This window comes from Prevotella sp. P4-98, from assembly GCF_002251405.1.
In the GTDB taxonomy this organism is placed as follows: Bacteria; Bacteroidota; Bacteroidia; order Bacteroidales; family Bacteroidaceae; genus Prevotella.
Window position 1 is genome coordinate 1 of sequence record NZ_NPJC01000009.1, and the last position, 14,597, is coordinate 14,597.

Consider the following 14,597-nt stretch of genomic DNA (forward strand, 5'->3'; position numbering starts at 1 on the left):
CGAAAATGCTGTAAAGATACAATTGTATAGTGCAATCATTGCATATTGCTTGGTTGCGATTGTTGAACGAAAAATGAAATTGAATATGGAAATGTATGATTTGTTAAGAATTTTATCTGTCTCATTGTTGGACAGAACCCCTCTCGTAGATTTGCTCGGCAAAAGCGAACCTGCCGAGAAGTTACAAACTGTAAGAGAATTAAGTCTTAAATTTATTTAGTGGACACTAGTGATTACAATTATGAAAAGAACTCATTTTTATTTTATCACAAGTATTCTACTTGCCCTCTTTACCTTTGCCATATCGTCATGTAGTGATGACGACAAGATAGAGGTCGTTAATATGATAGTAGAAATAGACTCAGAACCTGTTATTTTTTACGACATCGTTACAAAAGAGGAACCTGGCATGTGGGTAAGAGAGGAAGGCAAAAAGAATTGGAACAAGTGGCCTCAAGATCGTATTAAAGGTTTTTCGTTTGAGGAAGGTTATTACACTAAATTACAAATAATCAAGAAGATTGACCATAACTACGATGGCTATGACGGTGGATCTTCAACCAGCTATCAGCTGCAAAAGATACTCGAAAAGATACCATCGGAATCGATAAGAAACAAATAGTCACTCATAAAAGAACAGCACCATGGTCTGTGATACACTGGCAACCTTTATCATTTCTGCCTATATGGGAGCCGCTGGCGATTGCGCGGCTCTCTATCAGGGGCAGGTTGAAACTTCGATTTCACATGCGACCTGGACTACCCATCCTTACTGGAATAGTGACTCATTTCAACTAGGAAACATCTGCTATGATGGTAATGTCTATACCTTTGTACCTATGCGCTACAATATCATGGACAACCAACTTGCTGTTGTTGCACCAGACAGCAAACTCTCTATAGTTCCTAATCAGGACAAAATCAAATGGTTTGAACTTGATGGCAACCACTTTGAAAGAGAGCATGAATGGTTCATGCAGGTTGTGTATCAGGGCAGTCATGCTTCGCTATTGCTCAACAAAACCAAGCAAAACTATGGTGATGTAGAAATCGATCGGCGTTCCTATCATCAGATAAAGACCATTGACAGATATTACCTGCGATTGGCAGACGGATCCTTACACGAGGTAAAAGGGTATAAATCGCTGCGCCGGGCAGTACCGGCATACCGCAATGAGTTGCGACAGTATAAGCGCAAACACAATATAGGATTCTGGCAGAGCGTCAGACTGGAAAGTCTGAAGAGCTGTACGGAGTTTTTGGATGGCCTGATGGCAAGCCGTGAACCCAAGGCGCACCCCGAAGATACGACCTATACCGTCTCGGTAAATCCTACAGCGCCATGGGACAGCATGTCCATCAGTATGGCTGATGCAGCAGCGGTGCCAGTCTTTCAGGCATACGCTTCGGGCAGCACCCACCGTTTGAATTACAGCGATGAGAAACAGATAAAGCCGGGAACCGCAGGCATCACACCTCTTAATACCCAGCGAGAATACGAAATGCTCAAAGAGGTAGAGGTGTTAGGCATGCGCAAGAAGCAGTCGCAACAGTATAGCGGTGTAGAGTCGTTCCACCCCTCGCTACTTCGCAATGTCCCATTAGTCATGGGAGAAACTGACGTCTTGAAACTAGCATTGAAGTTGCCGGGAGTTGCCTCAACAGGCGAGGCTGGCAGCGGAATCAATGTGCGCGGCGGTGCTACGGAGCACACCCAGATACTCTACAACGGCAACACCATATTCAACCCGATGCACATGTTCGGACTCTTCTCGGTCATAGATCCCGATTTGGTGGGTGAGACCGATCTGTACAAGGGAGGCATCCCCAGTCAGTATGGCGGTCGTCTGTCGTCGGTCATGAATATAAAAGGGAAGACTCCCGATCGCAACAGCTTCCATGGATCAGCCAGTATCGGTCTTGTGACATCAAGAGCAGCAGTTGAAATACCTATCGTGAAAGACCGCATGTCGCTACTGTTAGGCGGTCGTGCCACCTATTCTGACTGGATGCTCAAACTAATCAACAAGAAGAACCACGATTCAGATTCGTGGAACGAAGGAGGCAACACCTACGGATACCGCGATGGCAAAGCCGGCTATTGGGATGTGGGTGGCACACTGAACACCCTCTTGTCGAGCAACCATACACTACTCATCAATGGTTATTACAGCCGCGATCGCTTCTCGCTCACCAAAGAGAAGAAATATAACTATAGCAACACGAACCTATCGGCAGAGCTGCGCAGTCGCTATGGCGACCGACTCTCTACGACGCTCATCGCAGGTTATGACCATTATGACTATGCCAACAGAGACTCCGAATATCCCACATCTGCCGCAACGCTCTCGTTCAACCTGAACAACTATTTTGTAAAGGGCAACGCCAACTATGCACTCCATAAAGACCACCAGTTGAATATGGGCATACAGGGACAGTACTATCGGATTATGCCCGGCAGTTATCAGCCTTGGGGAGAGAACTCGTACATTGTGGGACGGAAACTCAATACCGACCATGCCGTAGAGAGCGCCTTGTGGATGGAAGACACCTGGACTTTGTCGCCAGCGCTGAATATCGTTGGAGGCGTCCGGCTGAACCTGTTCAAATCTTTCAAAGAAGGATTAGAGACCTTCTATCTGCGTCCCGACATCCGCCTTTCTGCCAACTATAAACTCAACGACAACGCATCTGTCAAAGCAGGATTCAACACCCTGCACCAGTTTATCCATAAGGTTTCCAATACCGTCATCATGTCGCCAACAGACATCTGGATGCTCAGCAACGCTAAGGTAAAGCCACAGTCGGGCTGGCAAGCAACAACCGGCTACTACCTGCAGTTTGGCAAAGGCTGCTATGAATTTTCGGCTGAAGCCTACTACAAAGGGATGAAAGACTATCTGACCTACCGCAATGCTGCCATCCTCGTCATGAATGATCATCTATACGAAGATGTGGTGGGAACAAGCGGACGTGCCTACGGCATCGAACTACAGATTCGCAAGTTCTATGGCAAGCTGAACGGATGGTTGAACTATACCTATTCACGCACTGAACTGAAGCAAAAGAACGCTATGGGGCAAACGCCGATCAACCAAGGCCGATGGTTTGCGGCAGACTATGACAGTCCCCATAATCTGAAGTTGGTCTGCAACTATAAATTCACACGCAGATATAGCACATCGCTCAATGCAGAATACAGCACCGGCAGACCCTATACAGCTCCCATCGGCATCATGCCCTCGGAGACAACGGGCGATTACTCGGTGCCTGTCTATTCCGACCGTAACAAACTGCGCATGCCAGACTATTTCCGACTTGACTGGTCTTTCAATATCGAGCCAAGCCATCACCTGACCGCATCCACACACAGTTGGTTTACCATTGGTGTTTACAACCTGCTTGGACGTCGTAATGCCTACTCCATCTACTTTGAGGGTGACGGGAATAATGTTCGAGGTTACAAGTTGTCCGTATTCGGTGCACCTATTCCATATATTAACTACAACATCAAGTTCTAACCATGCTACATGATATCCATCACATAAAACGCGCCTTCATCTTTTGCATGACACTGCTGACAACCGTGGCATGCACCTACGACTACGAGATACCCGACTCCGAGACAGAACCCATGGTCGTCATCTTTGGGCAGATTGTGAGCGAGAGCGAGTGTGTGTTCTCACTGCATAGCACAGCAAGACCTACTGGCGAACTGGAGGAGATTTATTCCAATATAGACAATGCAACAGTTGTTGTAAAAGGTACAGACGGACAGGTCTTTGAAGGACACGGAGTCGGCAATTTCACTGGACGCTTCATCGTAAATGTCGGTAAGCTGTCGTCAGACCAGAAGTATTACGTTGAGGTATCAACCCCATACGGAAATTTCGCCAGCGAACCCATGCAACCGCTTGACGCTCCTGAGCTCACCGATATCTGTTACGAACAGTCAGAGGTCAATAAGTCGATCAATGTAATGGTCACAACCGAAGATCCCCATGCACTGGTATATCTCTTATGGCAGGTAGATGACTATTATGAGATTTACACACCGCTTACCACACAATGGAAATATTGTATGGGACAGAACGAAGGCGACTCGGATGGTCAAAACGGCACATTTGAGAAGATTTCTCCCGAAGCATATACCAACCACGGTTGGCGTCACGCCATAGCACTTGCCAATTTCGCCACCAATGAGGATTATGGCTGTGGAGCCATCACCAAGCGCAGTATCTACACACGCACTATTAGTGACCATCGGTTGCAAACACGCTGTTGCACACGCATCAAACAGATGGCTATCACCCGTCAGGAATATGAATACCGCCGGTTGATGCTCAATCAAACATACAATATGGGAGGTTTGTTCACTCCCATGCCCTCCGAACTCCCCACCAACATCAAGTCTGTCGGTGAGCGGAAAGCCATCGGATATATCGGAGTAAGAGGCCGCACGAGTATGAAGGAGATGTATATCAACGGTTCGGATGTCGGCTATAAGAGCCAAGTCAATCCTCAGACATTTCCACAGGATGGGCTATCGCCCTCTGCATTGGTGAACAGGGGGTATAGTGTCTATACCCACACTCCCAACACCGGCGACACCATGTGGACCTTTACCTGGTGTGTAGATTATCGTGATAAGTATTGGGGTGGAGACGCCATAGACCGCCCCGATTTCTGGCAAAACAAACAATAGTTTATGATTAGACATTTAGCTCTTATACTATCCTTACTGATAGGATGTTCTGCTTTCGCTCAGTCAAAGGTGGAAGTAGTATCTGCCTATACCGACAAAGACTGTTATCTGGTCGGAGAACGGCTTTGCGTGCGTGTTGATGCCAGCATTGACGGCAAACCCTCTGCCAGTCGTGTGGCTTACGTAGAGATTTCCGATACACTCAGCATGTATGCTCAATGTATGGTTGCCTTAAGAGATGGACATGGTTGGGCAGAGATTCCACTGCCTACCACGATGCACAGCGGTTGCTACCAACTGTCAGCTTACACACGCGTCTCGCAACGACTCGGCTCAGATGCCATCTGCCGTTCCATCATCGGTGTAATCAATGCAGATAGACTCTCACGGCTGGACGACATCACCATCATCCCGTCAGACAGTTGTCAGACTTCCCATGCTCTGTTCCGATACAAAGCAGGCGATACGGTATGTATCCCCTTGCCGGAAACCGATGCATCGGGCTGCTGCGTCTCTATCACGAAAGGAGGAATATCTGCCAACCTCTCTGTCTGCAAGCCATCGGTCCAACCTACGACCGAAGGAGGCATGACAGCGTATTGCCCCGAAGTAGAGGGACATATTGTCAGAGCCAGAGTGGCATCGGGCACTTCTGCCAAGGTCATGACAACCCGTCTGTCGCTGATAGGCAAGACCGCCCTGCTATATGACGGCAAGCGTCAGCCAGACGGTTCTTACCTCTACTTCACATCGGGCATCAGTGGCAACCAACCCGTATTGGTCACTGCCTACGACAGCTTAGGCCGATCCATCCCGATGGAATTGGCATCTCCCTATCAATCGATGCTACCCAAGCGTCTGCCGAAACTCACGGTCTATTGTCAGGAGAAAGCATTGCGAGAGCGTGCCGCTATCGCCCGTCAACAAGCATCAAGCGATGCGAACGCCCCTGACGCCTCGTTGGTTCACTCCATCAAGTTGATGTCTGCCACACCCGACTATTTCTATGATCTGGACGAATACACCCAGATGAAAGATGTGCGAGAAATGCTCCTTGAATTTATAAAAGGAATAAGAAAGGAGAAACAGCATGGTGTCAGTCTTCTATATACGTACAATCCAGAAACGAGAAGCTATGCCAAGATGCCGGCATTGATCTTACTCGACGGAATGCCTATCTACGATGCAGACGACCTGTTAAACTACGACGCACACCTCATCAAGTATGTTCAGATTTACTCCGGAACATTCCATTTCGGCAGCAGCAGCTGTTGCGGTGTCATCTCGTTTATCACCCGCAAAGGGCGATTGGCTAATTATAAGTTGAAAGATGGCGAACAACTCATGTCTTACGCCTTCCCTCAAGACCATCCAAACCCTGCGAACGGATTAGCATCAAAATACCATACGACGACGTGGTATCCTATGGTCAAAGCGAAAACCCTGACAATTACCATGCCATCTGCAGAAGGTCTATACCAGATGACCGTTCAGGGGAAAGACCCAACAGGCCATATCCTTCGCACAGCGTATGCTATCAAGGTGGTGAAATAGCTTCGACCAACGGTTTTGGCAGAAAATGTTTGGTAGTGTGGCAGAAATAAAGTACCTTTGCCCCACACTTCACTACTATGACATACAAGACAAAACAAATCATCGGATGCATTATCACGCTGATGTTTCCTGCACTCAACACCATGTGGCAGACTGCCGCAGCTCAGCAGTCAAAACAGCAAGCCCACATCCAACAGCGCGAAAACTATGAGTTCGATAACGACATACCACGCTATGTAGAACAACTGAAACAAGAACTTACCTACCCCATGGCATGGGGCAACAGTCCCATACGCAATTTCAAAAAGTGGAAGAAGGCAGCCCGACAAACTGTTTTCCAGTGCATGATGACTCCACCGCGCAGGGCAACGGCATGGAACATGGAGGTATTGGGTGAAGAGCAGCGCGATGGCTATCGTGCACAGAAGATTGCTTTCAATATCAACGCCTATTCACGCATCACCGCCTATCTGCTTATCCCAAATGGCAAAGGCCCGTTTCCTGCCATCAATGCACTCCACGACCATGGCGGCCACCTCTTTATCGGCAAGGAGAAGATGATACGTCCCTTCATGGTCACACGAGAGGTTACCGACGATGCCGATACCTGGGCAAAACAGCTCTACGATGGTCAATACATGGGCGACTATCTCGCTCGCCACGGCTATGTGGTATTCTCCATGGATGCACCGATGTGGGGCGAGCGCGGCAGACGAGAAGGTGTGGATCGCAACCGCTACGACATCATTGCCGGCAATATGATGATGCTCGGACGCGACCTGTCAGCCTTTATGACCTACGACGATTTGGCAACCACAGACTTCCTGGCGCAACTGCCCTGTGTCGATGCCGAGCGCATAGGCTGTGTCGGATGCTCCATGGGTGGCTACCGTGCCTGGATGCTCTCTGCCCTGAGCGACCATATCAAAGCGGGCGCCTCCATCTGTTGGATGATCAATACCGATGCCCAACTCACCAAGCGCTACGGCCGCCGCGAATATGGCGGCTTTGCCAACTGCATCCCCGCCCTGCGCCAATATCTCGACTATCCGCATATCGCATCGTTGGCATGTCCCAAAGCCATGCTGTTCATCAACGGCAGAAAGGATCATCTCTTTCCCCTACCGGGTGTAGAGCAGGCATTCGACGAGATGCACCGCGTTTGGAAAAGCCAACATGCTGACAGCAATCTCGTCACCGAGCTATGGGACATACCCCACTCCTGCGGCATACCGGTGCAAGAGCGCACCTTGACATTTTTCGACACCACCCTCAAGAAATAGCCCCGTAACAGGATAACCCAATCAATATACCACACACATATCACGATTATGAAACATAACACACCGCAATGGAATAGCAGCGAGATCTGCTACATCCTAATAGTAGGCATCATAGCCGCATCACTGCTGATAGGCTTCATCTGCGAAGCAACAGGATGGTCGTTGGCATCGATGCAATGGATCACCCGATGGGTATCGTCACCAGTAGCCTTGGCACTCGGCATCGCCTTTGCCCTGCTGTTCGGCAAGGCATTCCCCGAATTCAACAAAACCATGTCGAAGAAGCTTCTGCAGTATTCCGTCATAGGATTAGGTTTCGGCATGAACGTCAACCAAGCCTTAGCCTCAGGAGCAGAAGGCATGGCATTCACCATCGTCAGCGTCTTCGGCACCCTGGCATTGGGTTGGCTCTTTGGCAGACACCTGCTGAAAGTGGATGCACAGACAAGTTATCTGATCAGTTCGGGCACAGCCATTTGTGGCGGTTCAGCCATCGCAGCAGTAGGATCAGTGCTGAAAGCCAAAGCCGAGAGCATGTCGGTGGCGCTCGGCGTAGTATTCGTACTCAACGGCATAGCCCTCTTCATCTTCCCCTACTTCGGCGATGCCTTGGGCATGACGATGAAGCAGTTTGGCATGTGGGCAGCTATTGCCATCCACGACACATCGTCTGTGGTAGGTGCAGGTGCTGCCTACGACCAGATGCACCCCGACTGGCTGGCATCACAGGGCGTCAGCGCCCTCGAAGTGGCAACTACCGTAAAGCTGACCCGCGCCCTGTGGATCGTCATACTGACGCTGGTCACCCCCTTCTTCTTCCGCTCCACCATGGCGTCGGTAACCGCCAGCAAACCCTGGTATCGCAACATTCCCACCTTCATCATCTGGTTCATCGTAGCCATTGTGCTCAATACCTACGTGCTCGCCAACCCGTCGCTCCTGGGCGATGCTGCCTCGACCGTCGGCAGTCGTATAGGCACCACCATCAACCTGCTTGCCAAACATGCGATTACGCTGTCGCTCTTCTTCATCGGTGCCTCGCTCACCAGAGACACACTCCGTGCTGTCGGCCTACGTCCACTTCTGCAGGGTGTACTGCTATGGGTGAGTATCAGCCTCATCAGTCTGGCGTATATCTGCACAGTATAAAATCGGTGTCAGAGCACTCGCTTTGCCACACAGTTCAATACTTATAAAACAAAAATATCCCCAAAGGGAAAAGGCGACTTACATCGTGTCATCGCCCATCCCGTTGGGGATATTTGCTACAGTAGAATGATTATTCGCACACCACCAGACCACCATTACACGGAATGGTAACATCAAGCAGTTGCTTCTTCGACAGCTTCACCGTCTTCACCGCGCCTTCAAGAGCTGCATTGTCGGCATAGACCTTAAGCGCTGATCCTGCGGCAAACATCGGCACGGCAAGTTTGAGTTTCAGCGGTTCACGTTGCGCATTGATGCCAGCCACCATCCATCTGTCTCCACAGCGCCGAGCCACGACGATATATTTTCCAGGGTAGCCCGCTATGTATTTCACATCGTCCCATGTGGTAGGCACATTCTTCATAAACTCCACCGCCCATGCTGGAGCATCGGTCATATTGTTGGGAGCAAGGGCAAAATGTTGCACCGCACTCTGAAAGAGCACCGCTGTAGCAAGGGCAAATACATCAGATGTACGGCGTTTCGTACCATGTTTGTTGTCGGCGCCATAGAACTTATTGAGGGCGCTACCACCAAAATCCATAGAACCTACCGCGTTGCGGAGGAAGGGATGGAGGGTCGCATTGCGAGCCTCATTGTCACACATATACTGCGAGAAGTGGAGATTCTCACTTGCCAACACCGCTTCAGCAGCCACAAAGTTAGGATACATGCGTTCCCAACCACGGGGCAAGGTGCAGCCGTGGAAGATACACTCAATGCCAAAATCGTTGGCATCGGTCAAGATATCTTCATAGAGTTGCATCATCTCCTGCTTATCGCCACCGAAGAAATCGACTTTGATTCCACGAATGCCAATCTTCTGCATCCATGCCATCTCCTTGCGACGAATGGCTGATTTAGCCATTTTTCCATGAGGCCCTTGTGGTGCATCGTTCCAATAACCATTAGAGTTGTACCACAAGAAGAGGTCAACACCCTTTGTTTTGCCGTAGCGCGCCAGATCTTCAATCTTCTCATAACCGATCTGGCTGTCCCAATGGGCGTCTACCAATACCGTCTGCCATCCCATAGCAGCAGAGAAATCGATATATTCTTTCTGCTCATCGTAGTTGCAAGAATTGTCCATACGGATAATCCATGACCATGATCCCTTGCTGCCTTCATAGGTTTTTGATGCGGGATATTTCTCTTCAACAACATCGAAGGGGATAGTTGTCTCGACAATGGGAGCCAGTGTGCTACCCAAAGTGATGGTGCGCCAAGGTGTTTTGCCCGGCAAGGTGATACCAGCAAAGGTAGAGCCGAGACCGTTCATCTCGCCCTCCTGTGGAAATCCTATCTGATAGGAGCCATCGTCATGCCCCATCAAGCGACAAGCACAATAGTCGCCATCGGTGCCAGTCTCTGAGATAAGCAACCATCCGTCATTGCCATTGCGAAACAGACAAGGAAAGGTATATCCCGTTTTGCTCAGTCGAGTGCCTACAGGAACATCAAGATCATAGTTGGTTTCATAGCTGGGAGCAGTACGCGCAAAACCTGTCATTGGAGCCATCTGCGGACAGAGAAACGATGTAGCTCCTTGTGGCATGGCAAACGAAGTAGCTTCTTGTTTAATCACACAGCAACGAGTGTCGCCATGGCTTTGCAACAAGTAGCGAAAAGCTACATCGTTGTTTCCCACATGAAACTCTACATCAAATACGGCCTTTTCGTTTTTTGAGAAGGTAAAAACCTGGCGATGGGCATCAACATCGACTTTGCTTTTTTTGATGCGAGACAGCGAATAACTCTCCTTGATGGTTGTCACTTCAGAAGCATTAGTCATAGTCAGACCATGAGTATAATCACCAACATTGGTATTGAGACCAAGTGCCGATGGTTGTAAAAACGCCTTGCCATCATAGTTAATTTGATAACTGGGACAGCCTTGATTATCGGATACGGTAACAACCAAACGTCCATCAGGACTGGTCAACTGCTTTTCTTCTGCTTGTGCTGAAAGGGCAATGAGCGAAAATGCCATCATGCCCAAAATATACTGTTTCATTGTTGTTAATTAGTTTTAATGATATGAATTGTTATTTATCGAACTTCCACCAGTCAAAGTTAAAGAGATTTTTCTTCTGAATGGATGTGCTCTTAAATACGAAATAGACATCGCGTACACCATTACACTGAGTCACATCAGTGATAAACTCCCGATACTTAAACTTGGTATTGGGAATATCTATGGCTCCTGCCAATGAACCATCTACTGCATCGAGACGAATTTCCATTCTGCCACCATACAACTGCGACGAGCAAGAAGCATGAAACTTGAGGGCACCCTTCTTGCCGAAATCAATACCGCGCACGAGGATATACTCGCCATCATCGATATCGGTAACGAAAAGCGTCTCATTCCATGGTCCTGAAGGATTCTCACGTGTAGTTTTCAATCCATAGCCCCACGCCATGGTTTCAGCCTCAACACGACAATAAGGATTAAAGGTGCCTATCTGTTCCAACTTACAATCTTGGAAATAAGGCAGTTCCTTGATAGTACCGTCGGCATTATAGGTCATCTCGGCTGCCGATACAGAACGGCGCTCAGCATGTCGAGAACTCTCAAGGCGGAATAGGTCATACGTCAGACCAAAACAATACGACTTGCCTTTATAGTCGATAATACCTGGATGATTGCCACGTGTACGTGGAGTATGATCCATAATATGTCCCATATGTTTCCAAGGTCCAGTAGGCGATTTACTCATGGCATAGCCGATACCTTCAGGGCAACAGGTAGAAGCAAAAGCGAGATAATACCACTTCTCTCCCTTATCATTCTTTCTTGCCCAAAGCCACGGTCCTTCCTGGTAATCATCAATACGGTCCATAGTCATAATATCACCATCGATGGAAATCATGTCCTCTTTGAGTTTCACACAATAGGTATAGGGATTGCCCCAATACATATAAGCCTGTCCGTCATCGTCGATATAAACCGACGGATCAATGTCGTACCAATGTTCCTGACGCCAAACCAGAGGATGACCCAATGGATCTTTAAATGGTCCATAGGGTGAATCGGACACAAGTACACCGATACCATGTCCATGAATGGGACAGTACATATACCACTTGCCATTGCGTTCTACCACACATTCGGCCCATGCACCATTGTCCCCCTTATACCAAGGAAAATCTTTCAACGATGCTACAACACCATGATCTTGCCAATTAACCATATCGGTAGAGGTATAGAGCAACCAGTCTTTCATCATAAATCCCTCTGAATAATCTTCATCGTGGGTGGTGTATAGATAAACGGTATCACCATGAACATACGGTGCAGGGTCTGCCGTATATTTGGTCTGGATGATTGGCATATTGATGGATTGTGCCCACAAAGACACTCCAGACATACCAGACAGTAAGGCTGTCAACAAAAGATGTTTCATCATGTTCTTCAATTTATAGTTATTGTCTCGTATTATTTTAACAGTCGGACACCATAAATCTGTCCTATCTGACGGTCTTTATGCGCCACAAAGCGAATACGAATCTCATTCTTTCCTTGCAACATAGCAGAGGGGATGGCATAGTCAACCGTCTTAAACTGGCTAGTACGCCAACGATGGCTGTTGTTTACACTACAGAGAAGTTGGTCATCAACATAGATATCAAACTCGCTGGTACGCCATTCATCCTGTCCCCAGAAGGTGAGTTGCAAACTCAGAGACGACTCACCGCCAGTCTGCATCAGATAACTGAATGAGTGTCCGTTACGAGCATCACGGAAGAACACTCCTTCGGTATTGCCACGTTCACTGCCATCAGTTTCCATGCGATGATCAGTTTCTGGTTGCTGTTCTCCAGGACTCACCTTGTCAACAGTGCGTGTCTCAAGCGCCTGACGGGCTTGTTCCTTATCGGCAAGATCTTGCATATAAGCCTTATATTCGTGTTCTCCAAGCGCCAACCAATACATCATATAGCGTGAATCGTGAATTTCAAAGAATGGTTGTAATTCGCCATCAATGGCATTCTCCATACGGGTGGCCAATTTGAAATGTAGGGGTTTGCCTGCTACTGGACGCAAATCCGCAACAATATCCTCTACTTTTTTAGGCAAAAGGATAGGTGCTTTGTCAAGCGGAAGCTTACGTCCACCAGCATACTGACCGAAACGGCTATCGTCGGCAAGTAGTGAAGCAAGATCTTCTGTGCCAGTCTTCATTCCTAATAGAATAGGACCATACATGATTGCCACATACTGTGGCACATTTGGCATGGCCTTGATACTAGCATGCATGGGCATGGATATCTCAATACGGTCACCTTTTTTCCACTTGCGTTGGATACATACAAAACCATTTTCCTCCTTACTATTAATAGTAAATCCTACTCCTCTCACCTCAAAACGGTCGCACCATTCAGGTTTGCGAATCTTCATAGTGAATACACCTTTGCCTTTCTCTACTACAATTTGCGACGTTTCACTATAAGGGAAAGCGGTTTCCTGTCGGATAACGAAACTACGCTCACGCCAGTTCAACCGCGAATGAAGGAAAAGATTGACATAAAGGGCATCGTCGGCAGGCTTGGCTCCTTTGGTATGAGTCCATGCAAATTGTCCATACTTACCATGATTCTCCATACCTGTTCCCACACAACACCACATGGCCATATTAGCAACAGAATAGTTGCGATAATGACGAGGACGAGCCGATGTAAAATATACATAACCTCCATGTTCAGGATGCTGGGTGGAAAGAATATGATTGTACATGGCCAATTCATAGAAATCACCATAGGCAGCATTGGGGTTAGCACGGTTCAAGAACTCGGTCAACTTCAACATATTATATGTATTGCACGACTCAGGACCATCAATGTCGTTGACATAATCGATGCAAGTTTCTTTGGTGGGGAAATGTTCACGACGGCTATTACCACCCAATGCTAACGAGCGCTGCTTGGTAACAATATCCCAAAAATACTGGCTGGCATCATGATAAGACAAATTGCCATCCAGTTCGGCAATACGCTGAAAACCTACAACCTTTGGTATCTGAGTATTGGCATGCAGATTATCGAGACAGTCGTGATGTTGCGCCATAGGTGTCAACAACTGTTTATGGGCGAAACGACGAGCACAGTTCAAATACTTCTGTTGATGGGTTATTGCAAAAGCATCAGCCAGCACCTCATCCATTCCTCCATGCTCATTGCCCAACATACGCTCCATCTGTTCATCACTTAAACCTGACGTGATATCAACAGCCCAGTCACAAAACTTCAAAAATAGAGTCTTGGCCTGTTCGTTTCCACAATAAAGCCAGGCATCGCGGAGTCCGGCAAACATCTTATGAAGATTATAGAAAGGTGCCCACGAACCGAAATACACACTGAAGTCACCCTTGCGAAAAGTGGACCATAGTTTCGCACTATTGGGAAATCCACCCACATAGTTACGACTCCAATCCTCACCGCGACGATTGTTGGCATCTAAACACAACTGTAACTCGCCAATCATATACTCCATACGTTTCTTACATTCCTCACTACCTGTAGCGGCATTGATAGCAAGAGCAGAGAGATAATGTCCTCCCACATGTCCATCAAGACCATCCCAGTTAGGATAGGTTGGTTTACGAGGTGCCAGTCCTGCTTCTTTACGATAGGGAGCAAGCATTCTGTCACAGTCGTATTTCAGAAGATTCGCAATATTCAAATCACGTGCATGTTTCAGCGGTCCATCAAGCAAGACAATATCGCCTAATGGAAATTCATCTTGGTAGAGTTTGTCTTGCGCCATAGTTTCAAGAGACATGGCTAAACCTACCAAAGTAATAAAAGAAGTTAGTATTTTCATATTTTTCTTTTCAAGTTGTGTT

The 14,597-nt window shown here is 47.8% G+C and carries 9 protein-coding genes and 1 pseudogene; 7 read left to right on the forward strand and 3 right to left on the reverse strand.

The window, feature by feature from the left end:
- The 7 genes and pseudogenes from CIK96_RS13350 to CIK96_RS02300 all read left to right on the forward strand — a co-directional run.
- Positions 1 to 220, forward strand: a pseudogene (locus CIK96_RS13350) (IS4 family transposase); the annotation flags it as partial.
- A gap of 21 nt (positions 221 to 241) precedes the next feature.
- A complete protein-coding gene (locus tag CIK96_RS02275) occupies positions 242 to 622 on the forward strand; it encodes a DUF4377 domain-containing protein (RefSeq protein WP_094390147.1) in 381 nt (126 codons plus the stop codon).
- Between the two features lie 22 nt (positions 623 to 644).
- Positions 645 to 3,521 carry a TonB-dependent siderophore receptor gene (locus CIK96_RS02280; RefSeq protein WP_094390148.1) on the forward strand — a complete coding sequence of 959 codons (2,877 nt, stop codon included), beginning with the start codon at positions 645 to 647 and terminating at the stop codon, positions 3,519 to 3,521.
- 2 nt (positions 3,522 to 3,523) lie between these two features.
- Positions 3,524 to 4,705 carry a DUF4249 family protein gene (locus CIK96_RS02285; RefSeq protein WP_094436515.1) on the forward strand — a complete coding sequence of 394 codons (1,182 nt, stop codon included), beginning with the start codon at positions 3,524 to 3,526 and terminating at the stop codon, positions 4,703 to 4,705.
- A 3-nt stretch (positions 4,706 to 4,708) separates the two neighbouring features.
- Positions 4,709 to 6,259 (forward strand): hypothetical protein, encoded by a 1,551-nt coding sequence (locus CIK96_RS02290; RefSeq protein WP_144007466.1) that lies wholly within the window; start codon positions 4,709 to 4,711, stop codon positions 6,257 to 6,259.
- Positions 6,260 to 6,402: 143 nt separating this feature from the next.
- On the forward strand, positions 6,403 to 7,542 hold the full coding sequence (locus CIK96_RS02295) for a S9 family peptidase (protein WP_094439474.1): 1,140 nt from the start codon (positions 6,403 to 6,405) through the stop codon (positions 7,540 to 7,542).
- A gap of 48 nt (positions 7,543 to 7,590) precedes the next feature.
- The gene (locus CIK96_RS02300) at positions 7,591 to 8,691 is read left to right on the forward strand and encodes a YeiH family protein (RefSeq protein ID WP_094390151.1); all 1,101 of its coding nucleotides are present in this window, start codon (positions 7,591 to 7,593) and stop codon (positions 8,689 to 8,691) included.
- 130 nt (positions 8,692 to 8,821) lie between these two features.
- Here CIK96_RS02300 and CIK96_RS02305 read toward each other — a convergent pair whose 3' ends face one another.
- Genes CIK96_RS02305 through CIK96_RS02315 form a run of 3 tightly spaced genes read right to left on the reverse strand, consistent with a single transcriptional unit; the run spans position 8,822 to position 14,575 of the window.
- The gene (locus tag CIK96_RS02305) at positions 8,822 to 10,765 is read right to left on the reverse strand and encodes a glycoside hydrolase family 97 protein (RefSeq protein WP_094439405.1); all 1,944 of its coding nucleotides are present in this window, start codon (positions 10,763 to 10,765) and stop codon (positions 8,822 to 8,824) included.
- Between the two features lie 31 nt (positions 10,766 to 10,796).
- Complete coding sequence (locus CIK96_RS02310; RefSeq protein WP_094439476.1) at positions 10,797 to 12,158, reverse strand: glycoside hydrolase family 43 protein; 1,362 nt, start codon at positions 12,156 to 12,158, stop codon at positions 10,797 to 10,799.
- A gap of 32 nt (positions 12,159 to 12,190) precedes the next feature.
- A complete protein-coding gene (locus CIK96_RS02315) occupies positions 12,191 to 14,575 on the reverse strand; it encodes a beta-L-arabinofuranosidase domain-containing protein (RefSeq protein ID WP_254046894.1) in 2,385 nt (794 codons plus the stop codon).
- Between the last annotated feature and the right edge of the window lie 22 nt (positions 14,576 to 14,597).

Bases quoted from the DNA above. Each gene is read 5' to 3' on its own strand.
- CIK96_RS02275 (WP_094390147.1), top strand. From the start codon at position 242: ATGAAAAGAACTCATTTTTATTTTATCACAAGTATTCTACTTGCCCTC.
- CIK96_RS02285 (WP_094436515.1), top strand. From the start codon at position 3,524: ATGCTACATGATATCCATCACATAAAACGCGCCTTCATCTTTTGCATG.
- CIK96_RS02310 (WP_094439476.1), bottom strand. From the start codon at position 12,158: ATGAAACATCTTTTGTTGACAGCCTTACTGTCTGGTATGTCTGGAGTG.
- CIK96_RS02280 (WP_094390148.1), top strand. From the start codon at position 645: ATGGTCTGTGATACACTGGCAACCTTTATCATTTCTGCCTATATGGGA.
- CIK96_RS02300 (WP_094390151.1), top strand. From the start codon at position 7,591: ATGAAACATAACACACCGCAATGGAATAGCAGCGAGATCTGCTACATC.
- CIK96_RS02315 (WP_254046894.1), bottom strand. From the start codon at position 14,575: ATGAAAATACTAACTTCTTTTATTACTTTGGTAGGTTTAGCCATGTCT.
- CIK96_RS02305 (WP_094439405.1), bottom strand. From the start codon at position 10,765: ATGAAACAGTATATTTTGGGCATGATGGCATTTTCGCTCATTGCCCTT.
- CIK96_RS02295 (WP_094439474.1), top strand. From the start codon at position 6,403: ATGTGGCAGACTGCCGCAGCTCAGCAGTCAAAACAGCAAGCCCACATC.
- CIK96_RS02290 (WP_144007466.1), top strand. From the start codon at position 4,709: ATGATTAGACATTTAGCTCTTATACTATCCTTACTGATAGGATGTTCT.